Origin of the sequence: [Clostridium] polysaccharolyticum (assembly GCF_900111595.1) — a bacterium.
GTDB lineage: Bacteria > Bacillota > Clostridia > Lachnospirales > Lachnospiraceae > Clostridium_AI > Clostridium_AI polysaccharolyticum.
The window spans coordinates 45,694-67,279 of sequence record NZ_FOHN01000012.1 but is presented as its reverse complement, the minus strand read 5'-3'; the positions used below and the strand labels follow the sequence as shown (position 1 = coordinate 67,279).

The 21,586-nt window shown below is 36.5% G+C and carries 19 protein-coding genes and 1 other RNA gene; 18 read left to right on the top strand and 2 right to left on the bottom strand.

Going from position 1 to position 21,586, the window contains the following annotated elements:
* Window positions 1–15: 15 nt before the first annotated feature.
* The 5 genes from BMY85_RS15625 (at window position 16) to BMY85_RS09050 (ending at window position 5,560) form a co-directional block, all read left to right on the top strand.
* Window positions 16–186 (top strand): hypothetical protein, encoded by a 171-nt coding sequence (locus BMY85_RS15625; RefSeq protein WP_177180718.1) that lies wholly within the window; start codon window positions 16–18, stop codon window positions 184–186.
* Window positions 187–262: 76 nt separating this feature from the next.
* Window positions 263–2,461 carry a peptidase domain-containing ABC transporter gene (locus tag BMY85_RS09065; protein WP_092477951.1) on the top strand — a complete coding sequence of 733 codons (2,199 nt, stop codon included), beginning with the start codon at window positions 263–265 and terminating at the stop codon, window positions 2,459–2,461.
* Window positions 2,462–2,665: 204 nt separating this feature from the next.
* Window positions 2,666–3,169, top strand: coding sequence for an acetolactate synthase small subunit (ilvN, locus tag BMY85_RS09060; protein ID WP_092477950.1), 504 nt, complete (start codon window positions 2,666–2,668; stop codon window positions 3,167–3,169).
* A 60-nt stretch (window positions 3,170–3,229) separates the two neighbouring features.
* Entirely contained in the window at window positions 3,230–4,246 is a 1,017-nt protein-coding gene (gene ilvC / locus BMY85_RS09055; RefSeq protein WP_092477949.1) for a ketol-acid reductoisomerase, read from the top strand.
* A gap of 267 nt (window positions 4,247–4,513) precedes the next feature.
* Window positions 4,514–5,560 carry a CAP domain-containing protein gene (locus BMY85_RS09050; RefSeq protein ID WP_092477948.1) on the top strand — a complete coding sequence of 349 codons (1,047 nt, stop codon included), beginning with the start codon at window positions 4,514–4,516 and terminating at the stop codon, window positions 5,558–5,560.
* Window positions 5,561–5,611: 51 nt separating this feature from the next.
* Here BMY85_RS09050 and mutY read toward each other — a convergent pair whose 3' ends face one another.
* Window positions 5,612–6,661 carry an A/G-specific adenine glycosylase gene (gene mutY / locus BMY85_RS09045; RefSeq protein WP_092477947.1) on the bottom strand — a complete coding sequence of 350 codons (1,050 nt, stop codon included), beginning with the start codon at window positions 6,659–6,661 and terminating at the stop codon, window positions 5,612–5,614.
* Window positions 6,662–6,830: 169 nt separating this feature from the next.
* Here mutY and BMY85_RS09040 point away from each other — a divergent pair, with 169 nt between their 5' ends.
* The 13 genes from BMY85_RS09040 (at window position 6,831) to BMY85_RS08980 (ending at window position 21,094) form a co-directional block, all read left to right on the top strand.
* Entirely contained in the window at window positions 6,831–8,111 is a 1,281-nt protein-coding gene (locus BMY85_RS09040; protein WP_092477946.1) for an O-acetylhomoserine aminocarboxypropyltransferase/cysteine synthase family protein, read from the top strand.
* Window positions 8,112–8,266: 155 nt separating this feature from the next.
* Window positions 8,267–8,920, top strand: a complete 654-nt coding sequence (locus tag BMY85_RS09035) for an HAD-IA family hydrolase (RefSeq protein ID WP_092477945.1) — start codon at window positions 8,267–8,269, stop codon at window positions 8,918–8,920.
* A gap of 207 nt (window positions 8,921–9,127) precedes the next feature.
* Entirely contained in the window at window positions 9,128–9,862 is a 735-nt protein-coding gene (locus tag BMY85_RS09030) for a LytR/AlgR family response regulator transcription factor (protein WP_092477944.1), read from the top strand.
* The gene (locus BMY85_RS09025; RefSeq protein WP_177180717.1) at window positions 9,849–11,132 is read left to right on the top strand and encodes a sensor histidine kinase; all 1,284 of its coding nucleotides are present in this window, start codon (window positions 9,849–9,851) and stop codon (window positions 11,130–11,132) included. The genes BMY85_RS09030 and BMY85_RS09025 overlap by 14 nt, the downstream gene beginning before the upstream one ends.
* Before the next feature lie 64 nt (window positions 11,133–11,196).
* On the top strand, window positions 11,197–11,340 hold the full coding sequence (locus BMY85_RS09020) for a cyclic lactone autoinducer peptide (protein WP_092477942.1): 144 nt from the start codon (window positions 11,197–11,199) through the stop codon (window positions 11,338–11,340).
* A gap of 130 nt (window positions 11,341–11,470) precedes the next feature.
* The gene (gene aroD / locus BMY85_RS09015; RefSeq protein ID WP_092477941.1) at window positions 11,471–12,226 is read left to right on the top strand and encodes a type I 3-dehydroquinate dehydratase; all 756 of its coding nucleotides are present in this window, start codon (window positions 11,471–11,473) and stop codon (window positions 12,224–12,226) included.
* A gap of 78 nt (window positions 12,227–12,304) precedes the next feature.
* On the top strand, window positions 12,305–12,529 hold the full coding sequence (locus BMY85_RS09010) for a FeoA family protein (protein ID WP_092477940.1): 225 nt from the start codon (window positions 12,305–12,307) through the stop codon (window positions 12,527–12,529).
* The gene (gene feoB, locus BMY85_RS09005) at window positions 12,529–14,580 is read left to right on the top strand and encodes a ferrous iron transport protein B (protein ID WP_092477939.1); all 2,052 of its coding nucleotides are present in this window, start codon (window positions 12,529–12,531) and stop codon (window positions 14,578–14,580) included. The genes BMY85_RS09010 and feoB overlap by 1 nt, the downstream gene beginning before the upstream one ends.
* Window positions 14,581–14,631: 51 nt before the next feature.
* Window positions 14,632–15,660, top strand: coding sequence for a deoxyguanosinetriphosphate triphosphohydrolase (locus BMY85_RS09000; protein WP_330387254.1), 1,029 nt, complete (start codon window positions 14,632–14,634; stop codon window positions 15,658–15,660).
* A gap of 113 nt (window positions 15,661–15,773) precedes the next feature.
* Window positions 15,774–17,552: a DNA primase gene (gene dnaG / locus BMY85_RS08995; RefSeq protein ID WP_092477938.1), complete on the top strand. Its 1,779-nt coding sequence runs from the start codon at window positions 15,774–15,776 to the stop codon at window positions 17,550–17,552.
* A gap of 45 nt (window positions 17,553–17,597) precedes the next feature.
* Window positions 17,598–18,710 carry an RNA polymerase sigma factor RpoD gene (gene rpoD, locus BMY85_RS08990; protein WP_092477986.1) on the top strand — a complete coding sequence of 371 codons (1,113 nt, stop codon included), beginning with the start codon at window positions 17,598–17,600 and terminating at the stop codon, window positions 18,708–18,710.
* 13 nt (window positions 18,711–18,723) lie between these two features.
* A complete protein-coding gene (locus BMY85_RS08985; RefSeq protein WP_092477937.1) occupies window positions 18,724–19,416 on the top strand; it encodes a tRNA (adenine(22)-N(1))-methyltransferase in 693 nt (230 codons plus the stop codon).
* Window positions 19,417–19,429: 13 nt separating this feature from the next.
* Window positions 19,430–21,094: a nucleoside kinase gene (locus BMY85_RS08980; RefSeq protein ID WP_092477936.1), complete on the top strand. Its 1,665-nt coding sequence runs from the start codon at window positions 19,430–19,432 to the stop codon at window positions 21,092–21,094.
* A gap of 88 nt (window positions 21,095–21,182) precedes the next feature.
* On the opposite strand, the gene rnpB is transcribed toward BMY85_RS08980, so the two are convergent.
* Window positions 21,183–21,535: RNase P RNA component class A (gene rnpB, locus BMY85_RS08975), an RNA gene on the bottom strand.
* Window positions 21,536–21,586: the final 51 nt, after the last annotated feature.

Below are 21,586 nucleotides of genomic sequence, written 5' to 3'. Positions count from 1 at the left end.
AAAGGAAGATGTTTTATGGACAAGAGAACCAAAAAAGAATTTGAAAGCATGTTACATGATTTTGAAACAGTTAGTGAAATTGAGGCTAAAAAAGAAGTAAATGGAGCTAATATTCCAGCTGTTGTAGCATATGCAGTTACTACTACTCCAGTTGTTTTGGAAATAATTAAAAAACTTTTTGGCTAATGAAAAAAGGCTCTGCCTTTATGGAAAACAGGAGGCAGAGCTTTTATTTTGATAAAGATGGAATAGGAGCAAAGGGATGAGATATCAGTGTATTTACCAGCAAGATGCAACAGATTGTGGAGCAGCCTGTCTTGCTACTATTATGTCATATTACAAAAAGCAGGTTTCCATAGCCCAGATCAGAGAGCATGCAGGAACGGGGACACAGGGAACTAGTGTATATGGCCTTATACAGGCAGCAAAAGTTTATAAAATGAAAGCATGTGCAGTAAAAGGGGATAGGGAAAAACTTACAAAGGATTTATGGCTTCCTTGTATTGCAGATGTTATTGTAAATGATAATCTGAATCATTATGTTGTGATACATAAAATAACGAAAAAAGGCCTGATTATAGCAGATCCAGATAACGGGATTGTACATTTGACATTTGGAGAGTTTTTTGGAGAAGAGAAACCAAGAAAAGATCATGTAAAATATAAATGGAAACAGCATTTTATTTTTTTTACACCTGAAGACGATTTTGAGGAAACAAGACATAGAACAAACAAATACGGCAGATTCTTTTTAGAAATCGTAAAGCAGAAGAAAAACATTTTAATATTGGGAATGGTATCGTTGCTGTGTACTGCTTTGGGAGTTGTACCAGCATTTTATTATAAAATAGTGATGGATCAGATACTGGTGAAGGGGCAGAAAACCTTCTTTATATATTTATCTATAGGGATTGTAGGGATTTTAATTTGTAAAATTGGACTACAGCTTTTCCGAAGCTATCTGGTATTAAAACTAAGCAGACAACTGGATTTTTCTAGAATGGAAGAAGCATTTCGAAAGACAATGGGGCTTCCAATGAAGTTTTTTCATACAAGACGAAAAGGAGATATTATATCTAGGTTAATAGATGTTTTTAAAGTACGAGAAGGTATCATAAGTGTAACCATGAGCCTGCTTGCAGACAGCCTGATGGTTTTAGCAGGAGGCATATTGCTTTTTCGCCAGAATAGAACTATGTTTGCCATTACAGCAGTGGTTATGCTGTGTTATTTATTTGTAGTCATTGTATTTGAAAAATCCTATGAAAAAAAGAATAAAAAGTTTATGGAAAGTAATTCGAAGTTCTCGTCCTATCTGTATGAAGCGGTATCAGGAGCGGAGGAAATCAAGATTTTCCAGGCAAATCAAAAAATTGAAAAGAGATACAACCGTTATTTGGACGAGCTGTTACAGAATGCCAATACCCTAAGTATGAAACAGGAATTTCAATTGGCATTAAAAGACCTTTTGGAACTTATAGGGGGAATTCTGATTTTGTGGTTTGGTGGCCTGCAAGTGATGAGCCATCATATGTCAATGGGAGATCTTGTTGTATTCTATATGCTTTACGGATACTTCTTTTCGCCAGTAAAAAACTTAGCTAGTCTTCAGGGAAAGATACAGTCTGCCACAGTTGCACTGGAAAGAATCTATCAGATATATGAGATTGAGCCGGAAATAAAAACGGATTTGGAAAGATCTGATGATGATATTACAGAAAAGGAAGACTTACATTTTAGTGGAGATATTGAATTTAGGAATGTACATTTTCAATATGGAATAGAACAAAGCATGATAGAAGATATGAGTTTTCAAATCAAGAAAGGGGAAAAGGTCGCTTTCGTTGGGGAGAGCGGATCAGGAAAAACTACAATAGCCAGACTGATCTTGCAATTGTACCAGCCAGTAAAAGGAAAAGTTTTATTTGACGGAAAGGAAATAGAGGACATAGCATTACTGAGAAAAAGAATTGCTTATATTTCACAAGATACATTTTTGTTTGGAGGAACTGTTTATGAGAATATTACATTAGGAACGAATCGTGTAAGGAATGAACAGGTTGTAGAAGCGGCCATGATTGCACAAGCTGATGAGTTTATCAGAAAGCTTCCTTTTGGATATGATACAGTTCTAGGGGAAAATGGAACCAACCTGTCAGGAGGGCAGAAACAGCGAATTGCAATCACAAGAGCATTGCTTAGAAATCCAGATATCCTTATTCTGGATGAAGCGACAAGTAATTTAGACAGTGTTACAGCTAAATCAGTGGAATATGCATTTAATAAAAAGTTTGCGGATCATACGAGAATTATCATTGCGCATAAATTGAAATCAATTATAGACTGTGACAGAATCTTTGTTGTGAGAGATGGGAAAATTGTGGAAAGTGGTACCCACAAGGACTTGTTAGAGACTGGAAAATGTTATCGTCAGCTTATAGAACAGTATGAAAATAAATAGCATAATTTATTTAAAGTCTTTCATTCAAGAAACTACCCATCTGACAAGTAAGGTAACAACTTGACAAAGTATAACCAAGTTGTTAAAATAACTTTAGTTATTTAACGTAGCATAATTTTAGAAAAGTATTGCCCCATAGATATGCATTTTTTGTAAGATGCTGCTATGTAGGGCAATTTGTTTAAAGGAGAATACATACTTAAAATGAGAAGAATGGTTTTATCAATACTTGTTGACAACACTTCTGGTGTATTAAGCAGGGTTGCTGGACTATTTAGCAGGAGAGGATACAATATAGACAGTATATCTTCTGGAGTGACCCAGGATCCTAAAGTTTCACGACTTACAGTTGCAGTAACTGGGGAAGAATTAACCTTGGAGCAGATAGAAAAACAGCTGGAAAAGCTGGAAGATGTAAAAGAAATTATTGAGTTAAAAGAGAACAATTCTGTATGCCGGGAACTTGTACTTGTAAAGGTTATGGCAGATACAAAAGAGCGTCAGGCAATTATAGGAATTGCAGATATTTTCCGTGCCAAGATTGTAGATGTTGCAGTAGACTCGCTTATGATTGAGTTAACAGGCAATCAGAATAAATTAGATGCATTTATTAAGCTACTAGACGGTTTTATCATTAAAGAACTTGTAAGAACTGGACTGACTGGTTTGACAAGAGGACTAGGTGATATTGCCGACTATATAGATTAGCGCGATGGGACAGTCACTCATTACACTAAAAGAATAAATATAATTTAGGAGGAAACAGAAATGGCAAAGATTTTTTATCAAGAAGATTGTAACTTATCCTTACTTGAAGGAAAGACAGTAGCTATTATTGGTTACGGCAGCCAAGGTCATGCACATGCATTAAACTTAAAAGAATCAGGTGTTAATGTTGTGATTGGTCTTTATGAAGGAAGTAAATCATGGGCGAAAGCAGAAGCTCAGGGATTCAAAGTATATACAGCAGCAGAAGCTGCTAAAATGGCAGACATTATCATGATTCTTATCAATGATGAAAAACAGGCTGCTATGTATAAAAAAGACATTGAGCCAAATCTGGAAGCTGGCAATATGTTAATGTTTGCTCATGGTTTTGCTATTCATTTTGGTCAAATCGTACCACCTGCAGACGTTGATGTTACAATGATCGCTCCAAAAGGACCAGGTCATACAGTAAGAAGTGAATATCAGGCTGGTAAAGGTGTTCCTTGTTTAGTAGCTGTACATCAGGATGCTACAGGAAAAGCTCAGGATATGGCACTTGCATATGCTTTAGGTATTGGTGGAGCTAGAGCAGGTGTTCTTGAAACAACCTTCAGAACAGAAACAGAAACGGACTTATTCGGTGAACAAGCTGTTCTTTGTGGCGGTGTATGTGCATTAATGCAGGCTGGTTTCGAAACATTAGTAGAAGCTGGTTACGACCCAAGAAATGCTTATTTCGAATGTATCCACGAAATGAAATTAATCGTAGACTTAATTTATCAAAGCGGTTTCGCTGGAATGAGATATTCTATCTCCAATACAGCTGAATATGGTGATTACATAACAGGACCTAAGATCATCACAGAAGATACTAAGAAAGCAATGAAGAAAATCTTATCCGATATCCAGGATGGTACATTTGCAAAAGACTTCTTATTAGATATGTCTGCAGCAGGTGGACAGGCTCACTTCCGTGCTATGAGAAAATTAGCAGCTGAACATCCATCAGAAAAAATTGGAGAAGAAATCCGTAAATTATACAGCTGGAATGGTGAAGACAAATTAATCAACAACTAATTTGAAAATGGTTTTGCTGTTTAAATTATAATATGTAAGGGAAAAGAGAAAACGTATATTTGAATATGTTTTCTCTTTTTTTATTCTGGCAGGAAATTTTGCATTCGCTACTTTACATGCAGTTAATAATCAGATTTTACCAGCAATGGGAAAATAAGTTATGAACAAAATGTTGCATAATTATTAAGAATGTGTTAATATTTTGATGCGGTTATGGAGTATAAGACATAGCAAGGGGAAATAATAACCGAGAACAGGGAGGATATTATGCAACAATTTAAAAAGACATATCGAGCATTGTCTATCATAATGATTATGGCTGTCTTTTCCATTTCGTGGAATGGGAAAACTGGAGAAAGTCTGGTACAGGCTGCTTCTTCACTAGAAAAGCCTGTTTTAAAAGCGGCAAGCAGAACCTCAGCAACAGTTCAGCTTAAATATTCAAAAGTGAAGGGGGCAGCTGGATATCAGATTTACCGTGCTACAAAAGGGAAGGGTACTTACAAGAAAATAAAGACTACAAAAGAATTAACATATAAGGATATGACTGTTTCTGGTAATACAGCATACAGTTATAAAGTAAGAGCATATCAGGAAAAGAATAGGAAAAACATATATAGCAGTTTTTCATCCGCAGTAACTGTAAATAGAAATCTATCTAAAGTAACTGGGTTATTGGCAAGTTCTTCAGCTAACGGGATTCGCCTGAAATGGAATGCTGTTACCAATGGAACCTGTTATCGAATCTATCGTTCTAACTCTAAAAGTGGTTCTTATCAATATATAGCATCTACTGCAAAAACCAGTTTTACCAGTCAGAACTTAGCAGAGGGAAAGACATATTTTTATAAAGTTCGTGCTTATACAGAAAGCAGTCAGGTAAAATATTACGGATCATCTTCCAATGCAGCTGAAGCAAAATATGGGACAACACAGTCCAATGGTTCCTATCAGCAGCAGGTAATTGATTTAGTAAATAAAGAACGCAGGGCAGCAGGTTTATCCACTGTTACAACAACAAGTAAACTAGAAAGTGCTGCTTATAAAAGAGCAGAAGAAATCGTGGAAGTATTTGATCATACTAGACCAGACGGAACGAGTTTTTATTCTGTTTTGGGAGAGTACCAGATTTTATATACTGCCTGTGGTGAAAATATTGCCTGGGGGCAAAGAACTCCAGCTGAAGTAATGGAGGGATGGATGAACTCTCCAGGTCACAGACAAAATATCTTATCTTCCAAGTATGGAAAAGTTGGAATTGGTTATTATACAGTGAATAATAGAGCATATTGGGTACAGATTTTTACCAATTAATATAAATAAAACAAGGATTCTCCTTATGGGATGAATCCTTATTTTTTATACCTATAATTGGGAAGTATACGCTTTAAAGGCAGTAGGAATGGCATATTCTTTAGCGATTGTGTCTTTTGTCACCCATACCAGATCTTCCATCCATTCAAAATCATGTTTTGGCAAATGAATTCGGTAGCCGATCATATGCCATTGTACATGGCTGAAAATATGTTTCCCAGGTCCTAACAGTTCTAGTTCATATTCATGAATTCCGTGCTCAGACAGAATAGATTCTAATTTTTCAATGGAGAGAGCTTCATTCATATTGGGAAACTCCCATAGTCCAGCTAAAAGACCTTTATCAAATCGTTTATGAAGTGCGTATTTTCCGTTGCACTCAAGCAGAAATATAGTTTTTTCTTCGATCGTTCTCTTTTTTTTAGAAGATTTTACAGGTATTTCATCTGTAAGGTTTTTTTGAAAGGCCTTGCATTTCTTATTTAATGGGCATTGTTCGCAATTAGGTTTTCCATTGGGAATGCAGATGGTAGCACCTAAATCCATAAGAGCCTGATTCAAATCTCCTGAATGCTTTGCAGGCATAATTTTCAACATATCCTCTTCCAGTTCTTTTTTGACCTTAGGAAGCGTTATGTCATCGTAAGAACCTGTTAGACGTTTGATGACACGCAATACATTACCATCCACTGCGGGAACAGGTATCTGATAAGCAATGGATGCAATGGCACCAGCTGTATAAGTTCCAATGCCAGAAAGTTTTAACAGAGCATGATAATCACGAGGCAATTCACCATTATACTGTTCTACAACGGTAATAGCAGCTTTCTGCATATTACGTACACGGTTGTAATATCCAAGTCCTTCCCAAAGCTTTAAGAGCTGGTCAGGATCGGCCGTTGCTAAATCTTTAATTGTAGGGAATGCTTTTACAAAACGAGCAAAGTATCCTTTTACGGCTTCTACCCGTGTCTGCTGTAACATAATTTCAGAAACCCATGTAAAATAAGGATTGGACTGGTTTCGCCAAGGCAGCTCCCTTGCATTTTTATCGTACCAGTCTAACAAATCATTTACAATAAAACCATAATCTGTACTCATTTCAACCCTCATTTCGTGTATTATTGTCCTGCTGTGTATTGTACTCTATTTCGCATGGAGAAACAAGCTATAAAATAAGGAATATCCTTGTCCCTTGCATTCGATTGAAACATTTGATATGATAGGAACAAATAAGTTTTAATATAGTTTACATAGTAGGAGGAATAGCATGTCACAGAGAAGAATTGAGACACAATGTGTTCAAGGTGTATATAATCCCAAAAAAGGAGAGTCCAGAGTCATTCCGATTGTACAAAGTACAACTTTTAAATATGAAACAAGTGATCAGATGGGAAAATTATTTGATTTAGAAGAGAACGGATACTTCTATACTCGTCTGGCAAATCCAACAAATGATTTAGTAGCAGGAAAAATTGCAGAATTAGAAGGTGGCATTGCAGCCATGCTTACTTCTTCTGGACAGTCAGCAAATTTCTATGCGGTATTTAATATCTGTGAAGCAGGAGATCATTTTGTTTGTTCATCTGCATTATATGGTGGAACATTTAATTTATTTGAAGTAACTATGAAAAAACTTGGGATAGAATGTACGGTTGTGGATCCAGATGCTTCAGTGGAAGAAATTGAAAAGGCATTCCGGCCAAATACAAAGTGCGTTTTTGCCGAGACGATTTCCAATCCATCTTTAGTAGTGCTGGATATTGAAAAATTTGCAAATCTGGCCCATAAACATGGTGTACCTTTAATTGTGGATAATACATTTGCTACTCCAATCAATTGCCAGCCGATTAAATGGGGGGCAGATATTGTAACCCACTCTACAACAAAATATATGGATGGACATGCTGCAACAGTTGGTGGATGTATTGTAGATAGTGGTAATTTTGACTGGTTAGCACACAAAGAAAAATTCCCAGGCCTTACAGAACCAGATGAATCTTATCATGGAATTGTTTATGCCGAGAAGTTTGGAAAAATGGCATATATTCAAAAAGCCGTAGCACAGCTTATGAGAGACTTGGGTTCTATACAGTCTCCACAGAATGCATTTATATTAAATCTAGGTCTTGAAACATTGCATTTAAGAGTACCAAGACATTGTGAAAATGCTCAGAAGGTAGCAGAGTACTTAGCTGCAAATGATAAAATTGCGTGGGTGAAATACGCTGGATTGCCTCAGGATGCACATTATGAGACCGCAAAAAAATATTGTCCAAACGGAACTTGTGGTGTTCTTTGTTTCGGATTAAAAGGCGGACGTGAAAAGAGCATTACATTCATGGATAATTTGAAGTTAGCTGCTATTGTAACACATGTTGCGGATGCGCGTACTTGTGTACTTCATCCAGCAAGCCATACACACAGGCAGATGACAGATGAACAGTTAATGGAAGCGGGTGTACAGCCGGATTTAATTCGGTTCTCTGTGGGAATTGAAAATGTCCAGGATATCATAGAGGATATTGAACAGGCACTCAATGCTATTTAAGTACAGATGTATGCTGCTGGAAATAGGGCAGGCCTTTAAAGACTTGCCCTGTTTTTTTACTTAATGGAAATTTCGTTACACGCTGTTTCCATGTGAGCAAAAAAACTAAAAGGACAGGTTGCATTAAATTGTTGTAAGATTCGGAGGAAGTATCATTGAATTGGAAATATATTTTGTTTGATTTAGATGGAACTCTTACAGAGCCTAAGATAGGAATAACCAAGAGTTTTCAGTACGCACTCTCCAGCTTTGGAATCAAAGAAGATAATCTGGACAATCTTGAAAAGGTTATAGGCCCGCCGTTATATGATTCATTCGTTCATTTTTATCAGTTTAGTGAGGAAGATGCCAAAAAAGGTGTTGCCAAATACCGAGAAAGATTTGAAGTAGAAGGCTGGAAAGAAAATAGGCTGTATGATGGAATCGTTACAATGCTAGAGTCCCTAAGAGACAAAAAAATAGCTATTGCAAGTTCCAAGCCTGCTGTTTTTGTGGAAAGGATATGTAAGTACTTTGATATTTATAAGTATTTTGATGTGATTGTTGGAAGTGAATTAGATGGAACCAGTGCTACTAAGATAGAAATTATAAGTAAAGCATGCAGCCAGCTTGGAGTTAAAAATAAAGAAGATGTTATTATGGTTGGGGACCGTAAATTTGATATTGAAGGTGCACATCAATTTGGAATAAAGGCAATAGGTGTCAACTATGGTTATGCACAAGGAGAGGAACTTTCTTTAGCAGGAGCTGATTATATAGCAGAAACAGTAGAAGAACTGGAAAAATTATTGCGAAAAGAAAGAGGATAGAAACAAATCTTGCATAGATATGAATTTGTCAAGAGAATTGTTTAAGATGTTGTAATTATCTACATAATAATTAGTTTTATTAATAGAATCGGTAGTTATTTATTATAAAAAATATAAAAAACTTTAAAAATTATTATCCAATATTAATAATTTGTGGTATAATATACCTATGAGAATGATTTAATTTCTAGCGAAACGGGTGGTATCGTGTTACATATAGCAATATGTGATGATGAAGCAGTTTTATGTTCCAGATTAGAAGAAATGCTTTTGAAAATTGCAAAAGAATGTGGAGAACAATTAGATATTGATGTTTTCTATAAGGGAGAAGAATTATATAAATATTTAAATCAAAATGTACAATATGACATTATTTTCTTAGACATAGAGTTAGAAATGATGAGTGGTGTCGAAGTTGGTTATAAGATTCGAAATGAACTTCAGAATGATATTACACAGATAGTTTACATATCGGGGAATGAAAGCTATGCCATGGAGCTGTTTCAAATCAGGCCACTTAATTTTTTGATTAAGCCAGTTTCTTATGAAAGAATGTATAGTGTGTTTACAACCGCACTTCGAATTGTTAATAAGGGGAGCCAGTATTTTGAGTATCAGTTTAAACATGCTTCTTATAAGGTTCCTATTAAAAATATTTTATATTTTGAAAGTGAAAACAGGAAGATTAACATTATTACTACAGAAGATACCCGTACATTTTACGGAACACTTGATGATGTATATGAAAAAGTAAAGCAGTATAATTTTCTGGATATACATAAATCCTATCTGGTAAATTATAATTATATTGTGAAATTCGAGTATAGACAAGTGACATTATCCAATGACAGAGTTCTTCCTATTAGCCAAATGAACCGGAAAAGAATAAGGGCATTACAATTGGAGATAGAGAAGGATGGTGTCTCGGATGCAGCTCAGTAGATATGAAAGCATGAGCTTGGTTATTAACATTTTATATGTTTACACAGTTTTTAAGTTTATTCGGACTTTTATGGGGAAAAGAAGAGTCAGGTGGTATGTTGAACTTATTTCTTATTTTATGTTTTATGGTGTGATTGCCGTTGTAATGATTTTTTTTAATCGGATAATTATAAATATGGCAAGCAGCATTCTAAGTTTTTATGGATTGGCGCTGCTTTACCAAGGAACTATAAAGAATAGGTTAATGGCAGCTATTACTGTTTTTATGACAATTACATGTACAGAATTGTTAGGTGCGGCATTGTGTGGTTACCTGCAGTTTGATAATTTTTATGGGAAAAATGATTATTCATCTGTTGCGGCTACTATTTTTTGCAGAATTCTCAGTTTTATTATTGTATTGATTTATGAGAATTTCAAGCATATGAGGCAAGGTGTTGATATACCGGTTAGTAACTGGCTTGCATTGTTATTTATACCAATCGGGACATTTTATATTATCATTAATATTATGCTTGTGGGAAATGACAGGCAGGTTTTAATTGCAGTAAGTGTTTTTGTATTATTAGGCATAAATATTATCGTATTCTTTTTGTATGATGCTATGAACAACTATTATGAAGAAAAACTGCAGAAAATGATGTTACAGCAGCAGAATGAAAGCTACTTAAAACAGATGGAAGTTATGAACAGCTCTCATGAAAACGTGCGTTCTGTTCGTCATGATATTAAAAACCATCTGATTGCAATTGAAACATTTGTAAAGAGGGAAGAAAAAAAAGAAGCCATTGACTATATACATAAAGTTATAGACGCATCTTATGGGGATAAGGCAATTGTATCTACTGGCAATATTGCCATTGACAGTATCTTGAATTATAAGATTGAACAGGCAAGAGCCAAGGGGATTGAATTTGAAAAAGAGATCCGGATACCGACAGAACTGAATATAGAGGACTTGGATATTGTTGGGATTCTAGGTAATCTTATAGATAATGCAATTAATGCAAATATGCAGATAAATGAAGGGAGGAAGATTTTTTTAAGTTTAAAATACAGTAAGAATATGTTTTTTATTGCAACTTGGAATACTTTCAATGGAAAAGTGGTTTATCGCGATAATAAGATCGCTACCACACATAAAGATAAAGAACATCACGGAATCGGATTAAATAATGTGAATTCCATCGTTCAGAAATATGATGGGACAATGAATGTGGGACATGAGGATAAAGTGTTTAAAGTTGATGTTATGTTGTATTTAAAGTAACTGTGTAGGGGTTGCATGAGTTGGTTTAAAAAAGCAGGGCTGCTTTTTGGAGGAGGTAATAGTTATGAGAAATTCAATATTAAAATTAGAAAAGAGTATCGGTAAAATTGGATATCAGATAACAAGAAAAAATATTAACTCAGCATGTTGTGTGGTTGCATATCAGGAAAAACTACCAGAATCTGTAAAAAAACTGCGTGAATTTTAATTGTATAGAGATTTGCAAAATTTAATATAAGTATTAAAATATCCAGTCTTAACCGGGGGGAAAATAAGACTGGATATTTTTAATTTTTCTGTTATCATTCTATATAGAAAAGATAGTACGGAGGGATTATATGATAAAGATTAGAGAGATAGAATTTGGTGCGGGAACTCCTAAAATATGTGTTCCGATTACAGGAAGAACTCAAGAGGAAATATTTGAACAGGCAAAAAAAATTGCTCCATTAAAGGTGGAAGTAGTGGAGTGGAGAGTAGATTATGTACAGTTTTTAGATTCCGAAAAAACAATATTATCCGTATTAAAATCATTAAGAAATATCCTTGGTGAAAAAATTCTGTTATTTACGTTTCGTACCAAAAAAGAAGGTGGAGAGCAGGAGCTTGAGATAGAAACGTATTTGGAACTTAATAGAATGGCAGCAGAAACTGGATTTGTAGATTTGGTGGATTTAGAGATATTTTCATCTAAAGAGAAGTTAGGATATTATATAGAAATGATACATAATGCTGGATGTAAAATCATAGCATCTAATCATGATTTTTTTAAAACACCTTCTGAAGAAGAGATAATCAGCCGTTTAGGAAAAATGGAACAGGCAGGTGCAGATATTTTGAAAATTGCGGTTATGCCTCAGTCTGCTGAGGATGTGGCAACACTGCTTCGTGCAACAAGTAAAGCAGCTAGTCGGTTTAATAAGCCTGTGGTTACTATGTCTATGGCAAAACTTGGAGCAGTAAGCCGGATGACAGGGGAAGTGTTTGGTTCGGCGATGACATTTGGAACAGTAGGAGAAGCATCAGCACCTGGACAAATTCCAGTTGGAAAGCTTCGTGAATTTTTAGATTTCTTTTCTTTTTCTGATAAATAAGATATAATGAATATGAATAATAATGAGAAGTAGTATCATTATTATTTAGAATAGTAAGCAAGAAAGAAGGAAAGAAACGTGCAATTAGCAGAATGCAGAAAAGATACCAGTTATATCGTGCAAAAAATGTCACTTGGACTAGAAACCAATCGTCGCTTGCAAGCACTTGGGGTAACGAAAGGGACAAAGATTACGGTTTTAAATCGAAAAAAAAGTGGCAGTGTTATTTTCTTTGTGAGAGGTTCCAGACTCGCAATTGGGAAAGAAATTGCACAGGCACTAGAAGTAAAGGAGTCAGAATAATGGGTGAAGAGTTAAATGTAGGTTTTATAGGAAACCCTAACTGTGGAAAGACAACTTTGTTTAATGCCTATACAGGAGCAAAACTGAAAGTTGCCAATTGGCCTGGTGTTACGGTAGAGAAAAAAGAAGGTGCCATGAAGTATCATGACCATAGATTTAAATTAGTTGATTTGCCTGGTATATATAGTTTGACTTCCTATACTATGGAAGAAAAACTTTCACGAGAATATATAATTGGGAATGATGTAGATGTGATTGTGGATGTTGCAGATGCATCAGCACTAGAGAGAAATCTGTACCTGACATTACAGTTAATTGAGATTGGTAAACCAGTAGTGCTTGCTTTAAATATGATGGATATTGTAGCAGAGAGAGGGATGGAAATTGATCTTCACAGGCTTCCAGAAATGTTAGGAATTCCAGTAATACCTGTATCAGCAAGGAAAAGGACTGGCTTGGATATTCTGATGCATACGGTGGCACATCATAAATCAAAAACAAAACAATGTGCTTTGGAGCATCATCATAAGCATATGAGTAAAAGTGGAACATATCGTTCTGATATTCGTCATGAGCAGCATGCAATTGTTTATGATGATGTAATTGAATCTAAGATTGATAGTCTTACAATTCTTTTAAGCCAGAAATATAAGGAAATTCCAAATAAGCGATGGGTGGCAATAAAACTTCTGGAGCAGGATACGGAAGTGATGAAACGGTATCCGTTAGACACACAGGGAATTATTGATAAAAGTTATGAGACGGAAATTACCAATCAGAAATATGATTTTATTGAAGAAATTATAGAAGAAGTTGTAGTAAATAAGGCAGAGAAAGTTGCTGCAACAGATAAAGCAGACAGGTTACTGACTAATCAGTATTTGGGTATTCCGATTTTTTTAGCTATAATGGCTGCAGTATTTTTTGTTACCTTTGCAGTAGGCGATTATCTAAAAGGTGGATTTGAATGGGCCATAGATACGCTGTCAAGTGGAGTAACAGATGGGCTTTTAGCCATACATGCATCGGATGTTGTGATATCTTTAGTAGTGGATGGAATTATAGCTGGAGTTGGGGGAATTTTAACCTTTCTTCCAAACATTTTTATTTTGTTTTTAGCATTAGCATTCCTGGAAGATAGCGGATACATGGCACGGGTAGCTTATGTTATGGATGGAATTATGGGAAAGCTGGGACTTTCAGGAAGAGCTTTTATTCCTATGCTATTAGGTTTTGGATGTACTGTGCCGGCAATTATGGCATCCCGGGCATTGGAAGATAAAAGAGACCGTTTCAGGACAATACTGGTAACACCATTTATGTCCTGTAGTGCAAGGCTTCCGATTTACGTTTTGTTTTCACAAATGTTTTTTGGAAAGTATGCTATGCTAGCCGCATATTCTATGTACGTAATTGGCCTCTTAGTAGCTATTGGCATTGCCTTAATGATAAAGGTATTTGGAAAACAGAAAAGCATAAATCCGCTTCTGATTGAACTGCCTGATTTCAAGACACCAAATGGAAGAAGTATTATCATTTATGTGTGGGATAAGGTGAAGGATTATTTAACAAAGGCAGGGACTACAATTTTCGTAGCATCCATTATTGTCTGGATTTTCCTTAACTTTAATCAGGATGGATTAACTACGGATATTTCTACAAGTTTTGGTGCAGCCCTCGGAGTAATTCTTGTTCCTGTTCTTAAGCCAGCGGGACTTGGCATGTGGCAGGTGGGATTGTCTTTGTTATCTGGATTAAGTGCAAAAGAAGTTGTAGTTTCGAGTTTCTGTGTGCTGTTTCATGTTGCTAATATTAACTCGCCACAAGGCATTGCCAAGCTTCAGGCTTCTCTTGCAGCACAGGGATTCACCCAGGTAAATGCATATGCTATGATGCTGTTTTGCCTATTGTATACACCTTGTATAGCAAGTTTGGCAACTATAAGAAGGGAACTTCAGTCTCGCAAATGGACTGCATTTGTGATTGCATTTCAATTAATCGTTGCTTGGACTGTTACAACCTTATTTTATCAGATTGCAGTTAGATTGTAGCAGGACAAGGGATACGTTTGGCTAGAAATCCAGGAGAAAGGTGGAGAGAATATGGAGAATCATTTGATTTTGAATCTTAGGCAGCGTCAAGAACGCTGGGAACATGAGAGCCTTAGCCCTTATGCATCCTTTAGTGATGAGTCTTTGGGAAGAGATGTCTATGAAGAACCTTGCGATATTAGACCAAGTTACCAAAGAGACCGTGACAGGATTTTACACTGCAAGGCATTCCGAAGATTAAAACATAAGACACAAGTTTATCTTGCACCTGAAGGAGATCATTATCGAACCAGACTTACCCACACACTTGAAGTCGCACAGACAGCTAGGACAATTGCGCGTGCACTCCGATTAAATGAAGACTTGGCAGAAGCAATTGCACTTGGCCATGACTTAGGGCATACCCCTTTTGGCCATGCAGGCGAACGTGCATTAAATGGAATTTGTCCCGAAGGATTTGATCATGCCAGACAAAGCCTTCGGGTTGTAGAGGTTATTGAGAAAAATGGAGAAGGACTAAACTTGACCAGAGAGGTACGTGATGGCATCCTGAACCATCAGACAAAAGGGACGCCATCTACGTTAGAAGGCAAAATTGTAAGAATATCAGACAAAATAGCATATGTAAACAGTGATATTGATGATTCCATTCGTGGGAAAATTATATCTGAAGAAGAATTGCCTAAAGATCTTATAGAAATTTTAGGTGATTCTACAAGAAAAAGACTAGACGTTTTAATTCATGACGTAGTACGCAATAGCGAAGGAAAAGATGATATCGTTATGTCAGACATCGTGAGCAATGCTATAATGGAACTGAGAAAATTTATGTTCACACATGTGTATACCAATCCGAAGGCAAAGGGCCAGGAAAAAAAGGCAGAGCATCTTTTGGAACAGCTTTACGAATACTATTGTAAATATCCACAGCAGATGCCGGCTGAATACCAGATGTTTATTGCAGAAGGAAAATGGTCAAAGGAACGGGCAGTCTGCGATTACATCGGTGGGATGACTGACAGGTATTCCATCAGTAAATATAAAGATATTATGATTCCAAGTGTATGGAATATTTTTTGAAAAAATATGAATTTCTTTTAAAAGAAAAAAGGAAAATAGACACAGGTGTCGAATGTAATAAATTAAGGGAGATTTTAATTTATTAGCAAGGATATAGTAAAGAAGGAGGCACAATGTTTTATCCAGATGAAGTCATTGAAGAAGTAAGAGAACGAAATGATATTGTTGATGTTATTTCCAATTATGTAAAATTAAAGAAAAGTGGAAGTAACTACGTAGGATTGTGCCCATTTCATAACGAGAAGACGCCTTCTTTCTCTGTTAGCAGGAATAAACAGATGTATTACTGCTTTGGCTGTGGTGCCGGAGGCAATGTATTTACCTTTATTATGGAATATGAGAATTTTTCGTTTGCTGAATCGGTTAAATATCTTGCACAAAGATCAGGGATAGATTTGCCTGATGAAGATTATTCAGGGGAAATAAAGCGGGAAAATGATTTAAAGTCCAGGCTATATGAAGTTTATAAAGCAGCAGCCAATTATTATTATTACCAGATGAAGACAGAACAGGGAAGAAAGGCATACGAGTATCTTAAAAACCGAGAACTGACTGACGAGACTATGAAGCAGTTCGGCCTTGGGTATTCCAATATATATAGTGATGATTTGTACCGGTATTTAAAGAGCAAAGGATATGAGGATGAATTGCTGAATAAGTCAGGGCTTTTAACTTATGACGAAAAGAGAGGCGTTCATGACAAGTTCTGGAACCGGGTAATGTTTCCAATTCTGGATGTCCATAATAAAGTAATTGCTTTTGGTGGAAGAGTAATGGGTGATGGGCTGCCGAAATATCTGAATTCTCCAGAAACAATCATATTTGATAAAAGCCGCAATCTGTTCGGGCTGAATTTTGCAAGACAGGCACGAACAAGAAAATTTCTGCTGTGTGAAGGCTACATGGATGTCATTGCACTTTATCAGGCGGGATTTCAAAATGCAGTAGCATCCTTAGGGACAGCATTTACATCCCAGCAGGCGAGTTTGATCAAGCGGTATGCAGATGAGGTTTTTATTACCTATGACAGTGATCAGGCTGGAACCAATGCGGCACTTCGTGCCATACCTATTCTAAAAGAAGCAGGCTTGTCCGTTAAGGTAGTTAATATGCGGCCACACAAAGATCCTGATGAGTTTATAAAGGCACTTGGGAAAGAAGAATACCAGAAACGAATGGATCAGGCAATGAACAGTTTCCTTTTTGAGGTAGATGTTTTAGAGCGTCAGTTCAATTTTGAAGATCCCGAGCAGAAAACAAAGTTTTTTCAGGAAACAGCAAAGAAACTTTGCACATTTGAGGATGAAATCGAACGAAGCAATTACATCGAGGCTACGGCACGCAAATATCATATCCCATACGAAGATTTAAAAACTATGGTAAACCGCTATGGGGCGAGTTTATCCAATGTGAATCAGTACAATACAGCAGTAAAAGCAGATAGAGAGAGTTCCAAGCCACATAAGGAAGCGGATGGAATTAAACAGTCACAGAAAATACTTTTGACTTGGTTGATTGAAGAACCGGAAATCTACGACAAAATCAAAGATATTATTACAGCAGACGATTTTAAAGATGAAATGTATCATAAGACAGCACAGTTAGTATTCGAACAGTTTAGGGAAAATGGTATAGTGGTACCAGCTGCAATTTTGAATCAGTTCTCAAGCAAAGAAGAGCAAAATGAAATTGCAGCACTTTTTAATACAGGTCTAGTGGGAGAAATTAATCATGCAGAAAAAGAAAAAGCATTCAATGATACAATCCATAAAGTAAAGAAGTTTAGCTTGGATTATGAGAGCAGCAGGGTAACGAGCATAGAAGAACTTCAGAAAATCATAAAGGAGCAGACAAATTTACAAAAATTGCATATTTCTTTGCAGGATGGTTAGTATAGTGAATAAGACCTACGTGGAGGAAGAAAGAGGATGAATAATATGGACGATAGTATGGCGAAGTTTTCTGAAAAGTTAAAAGAACTTTTGGATATTGCAAAAAGCAAAAAAAATATTCTGGAATTTCAAGAAATAAATGATTACTTTTCCAGTATGGCATTAAGTCCAGATATGATTGAGCAGATCTATTCTTATTTAGAGAATAATGGTGTAGATATATTGCGAATTACGGATGACGGTGAAGACATGATTCCGGATTTAGATGACTTAGATGACGTGGAAGAAGAAGACTTAGAAAATATTGATTTATCAGTTCCAGAAGGAGTCAGTATTGAAGATCCAGTCCGTATGTATTTAAAAGAAATAGGTAAGGTTCCATTGCTTAGTGCTGATGAAGAAATTAATTTAGCCCAAAGAATGGAAAAGGGAGATGAGGAGGCTAAAAAGCGATTGGCAGAAGCCAATCTTCGTCTTGTTGTAAGTATTGCCAAGAGATATGTAGGCCGGGGCATGCTGTTTTTGGATTTGATTCAGGAAGGGAATCTTGGATTGATTAAAGCAGTAGAAAAGTTTGATTACCGTAAAGGATATAAGTTTAGTACTTATGCAACATGGTGGATTCGGCAGGCCATTACAAGAGCCATTGCCGATCAGGCAAGAACCATCCGGATACCAGTGCATATGGTGGAAACCATTAATAAATTAATCCGTGTGCAAAGACAGCTGCTTCAGGAGTTAGGAAGGGAACCAACTCCTGAAGAAGTTTCTGAAAAAATGAATCTTCCAGTAGATAGAGTGCGTGAAATCCAGAAAATTTCCCAAGAACCTGTTTCTTTAGAAACACCGATTGGGGAAGAAGAAGACAGTCACTTAGGAGATTTTATACAGGATGACAATGTACCAATACCAGCAGAGGCAGCGGCATTTACACTATTAAAGGAACAGTTAGTAGATGTGTTAGGAACACTTACAGAACGTGAGCAGAAAGTATTAAGGCTCCGTTTTGGATTAGATGATGGAAGAGCACGTACATTAGAAGAAGTAGGAAAGGAATTTAATGTTACCAGAGAACGAATCCGTCAAATTGAGGCAAAAGCATTGAGAAAATTAAGACATCCAAGCCGTAGCCGGAAATTAAGAGATTATTTAGACTAGTCAGGAGATTTTTATGCAACTTTCAGATAGGCTGTTTGCCATAGCCAGCGAAGTACCAGAAAATAAAGCCATTGCCGATGTAGGCTGCGACCACGCATATACATCTATTTATTTGGCAGAACATAAAAAGCCCACACATATTATCGCAATGGATGTTCGAACAGGTCCTTTGGATAAGGCGAAAGAAAATATTAGGGCGAGTGGTTTGGAAAAGATGATAGAAACCAGATTATCTGATGGATTAAAAGCCGTTGAGAAAGGGGAAATTAATACTGTTGTTATCTCAGGCATGGGTGGTGCCCTGATAAAGAAAATATTATCAGAAGGCAAGGAACCGTTAGAATCCGTAGAAACACTGATTCTTCAGCCACAGACAGAAAAGGCTGAATTAAGAAAATATCTTCATTCTATTGGCATGAAGATAAAGAAAGAAGTCATGCTTATAGAGGATGGAAAATATTATACGATTGCTGTGGCAGAGCGAGGAGAGGAAAAACAGCCATACAAGGAAGTTGAGTATGCGTTTGGAAGATATCTTTTAAATGAGAAAAATGATATTCTGTATCAGTTTTTACAGAAAGAATCTGAAAAAATCCAGTCCATTTTAGAGAATCTTGAACTGTACAGAGAAAAAAATGAGCAGCGGATTAGTGAATTAAGAGAACAGCAGAGATTAATTGAGGAGGGGCTGAATTATTTCAAATAAGGAGTAGAGTTATATGTCAAAAACTATAAATGTTACCATAGATGGAGTTTCCAAAGAATATCCAGAGGGGATTTCTCTTTGGGAAATCAGCAGAGTTTATCAAGAAGAATGCCATGACCAGATTATGCTTGCTTTTGTAAACCACAAGCTTAGTGAACTGAGAAAAACGCTACATAACGATGCAGTTGTTCGTTTTGTGACCATAGGAGAAGATGCTGGATATAAAACTTATACAAGAGGTCTTACCCTTGTCCTGTTAAAAGCCATTTATCAGGAAATGGGCAAGGAAAATGTGAAAAAAGTTTCCGTAGAGTATACCATTGATTCAGGCGTATACTGTGATTTTGAAGGTTCTTTGGCACTTACGGAAGAAGTGCTTCAGAGAATAGAGAAGAAAATGAAGGAATATGTTGAGAAAGATCTGCTTTTTGACAAAAAATCAATTGATACAGATGAAGCGATCCGTTTGTTTGAACAATATAAGATGTACGACAAACAGAAACTGTTCCGATATAGAAGGGTTTCCAGAGCCAATGTTTATAATTTAGATGGCTTTGAAGATTATTTTTATGGTTACATGCCATACAGTACGGGATGCTTGAAGTATTTTCGGTTGTTTTTGTATGATGAAGGCTTTATTATGTTACTCCCACACAGAAATAATCCTGAAACATTGCCGGAATTTAAAGACCGTCCGAAATTCTTTCAGACTGTTAAGGAGTCGAATGAATGGGGAAAAAGTATGGATGTGGATACAATAGGAGCTTTAAACGATGTGATAGCTGCGGGACAGATGAGTGACTTGATTCTGGTACAGGAATCTATGCAGGAGAAGAAAATAGCAGATATTGCAGCCAGTATTGCAAAATCAAAAGATAAAAAGTTTGTAATGATAGCGGGGCCTTCATCCTCGGGAAAAACGACATTTTCACACCGTCTAAGCATTCAGCTTAGGACATTTGGTTTGAAACCCCATCCAATTGCGGTAGATGATTATTTTGTGGATCGGGAAAAGACACCTGTAGATGAAGAAGGCAACTTTAATTTTGAGTGCTTGGAAGCCATTGATGTAGAGCAGTTTAATAAAGACATGACTGCACTGTTAAATGGCGAAAGAGTAGAGCTGCCTTCATTTAACTTTAAAACTGGTAAACGAGAATACAAAGGTAACTATAAACAGTTAGGTCCAGATGATATTCTTGTAATAGAAGGGATTCATGGACTAAACGACAAATTATCTTATTCACTACCAAGAGAGAGCAAATATAAGATTTACATCAGTGCATTGACATCGTTAAACATTGATGAACATAACCGGATTCAGACAACAGATGGAAGACTGCTCAGGCGAATGATTCGAGATGCTAGAACAAGAGGAACATTAGCAAAAGAGACGATTGCTATGTGGAAATCAGTACGCAATGGCGAGGAAAACTATATCTTCCCGTTTCAGGAAGAAGCAGATGTTATGTTTAACTCAGCAATGATTTATGAACTGGCAGTATTGAAACCATATGCAGAGCCGATTTTGTTTGGGATTCCAAAAGATTGTAAAGAGTATGTAGAAGCAAAAAGGCTCTTAAAATTCTTTGATTATGTAATCGGAGTAAGCAGTGAAGAAGTACCACATAATTCCATACTACGAGAGTTTATAGGCGGAAGCATTTTTAATGTATAAAAGAGTGAAACATCAGGGACGGAAAACAGGCACAAAAAAAGAGTTTCACAATTGAAACTCTGGTTTTGTATATTAGGCCATTAGCTGTCTGCTGAGCAGCACTATAAGCCGAGTTCTGTATTAGATGGTTATCTATCTGGTCCTGATGTCACCATCAGGCTCAAGCGACCTACCCAAAAGCACGACGGGCAATCGTATCGCTTTAAATTCGGTCTTGCTTCGAGTGGGGTTTACATATGCCCCTGCTGTTACCAGCAAGGCGGTGAGCTCTTACCTCGCCTTTCCACCCTTACAGAAAAAATCTTCTGCGGTTTATTTCTATTGCACTAGCCTTGGAGTCGCCTCCACCGGACGTTATCCGGCACCCTGCCCTGTGAAGCTCGGACTTTCCTCACCTAAGGTCTTTCGACAGCTAATAGGCGCAACCATCTGTGCTACTCATCAAACGTAAAATATTCTAACACGAAATTGCGAAAATGTAAATAATTTATA

What these genes read in the sequence shown, in the direction of transcription:
- dnaG (WP_092477938.1), top strand. Translation starts at nt 15,774, where the DNA reads ATGTTTTATCCAGATGAAGTCATTGAAGAAGTAAGAGAACGAAATGAT.
- BMY85_RS09020 (WP_092477942.1), top strand. Translation starts at nt 11,197, where the DNA reads ATGAGAAATTCAATATTAAAATTAGAAAAGAGTATCGGTAAAATTGGA.
- rpoD (WP_092477986.1), top strand. Translation starts at nt 17,598, where the DNA reads ATGGACGATAGTATGGCGAAGTTTTCTGAAAAGTTAAAAGAACTTTTG.
- BMY85_RS08985 (WP_092477937.1), top strand. Translation starts at nt 18,724, where the DNA reads ATGCAACTTTCAGATAGGCTGTTTGCCATAGCCAGCGAAGTACCAGAA.
- feoB (WP_092477939.1), top strand. Translation starts at nt 12,529, where the DNA reads ATGGGTGAAGAGTTAAATGTAGGTTTTATAGGAAACCCTAACTGTGGA.
- BMY85_RS09040 (WP_092477946.1), top strand. Translation starts at nt 6,831, where the DNA reads ATGTCACAGAGAAGAATTGAGACACAATGTGTTCAAGGTGTATATAAT.
- aroD (WP_092477941.1), top strand. Translation starts at nt 11,471, where the DNA reads ATGATAAAGATTAGAGAGATAGAATTTGGTGCGGGAACTCCTAAAATA.
- BMY85_RS15625 (WP_177180718.1), top strand. Translation starts at nt 16, where the DNA reads ATGGACAAGAGAACCAAAAAAGAATTTGAAAGCATGTTACATGATTTT.
- ilvN (WP_092477950.1), top strand. Translation starts at nt 2,666, where the DNA reads ATGAGAAGAATGGTTTTATCAATACTTGTTGACAACACTTCTGGTGTA.
- mutY (WP_092477947.1), bottom strand. Translation starts at nt 6,661, where the DNA reads ATGAGTACAGATTATGGTTTTATTGTAAATGATTTGTTAGACTGGTAC.
- BMY85_RS09000 (WP_330387254.1), top strand. Translation starts at nt 14,632, where the DNA reads ATGGAGAATCATTTGATTTTGAATCTTAGGCAGCGTCAAGAACGCTGG.
- BMY85_RS09025 (WP_177180717.1), top strand. Translation starts at nt 9,849, where the DNA reads ATGCAGCTCAGTAGATATGAAAGCATGAGCTTGGTTATTAACATTTTA.
- BMY85_RS08980 (WP_092477936.1), top strand. Translation starts at nt 19,430, where the DNA reads ATGTCAAAAACTATAAATGTTACCATAGATGGAGTTTCCAAAGAATAT.
- BMY85_RS09050 (WP_092477948.1), top strand. Translation starts at nt 4,514, where the DNA reads ATGCAACAATTTAAAAAGACATATCGAGCATTGTCTATCATAATGATT.
- ilvC (WP_092477949.1), top strand. Translation starts at nt 3,230, where the DNA reads ATGGCAAAGATTTTTTATCAAGAAGATTGTAACTTATCCTTACTTGAA.
- BMY85_RS09065 (WP_092477951.1), top strand. Translation starts at nt 263, where the DNA reads ATGAGATATCAGTGTATTTACCAGCAAGATGCAACAGATTGTGGAGCA.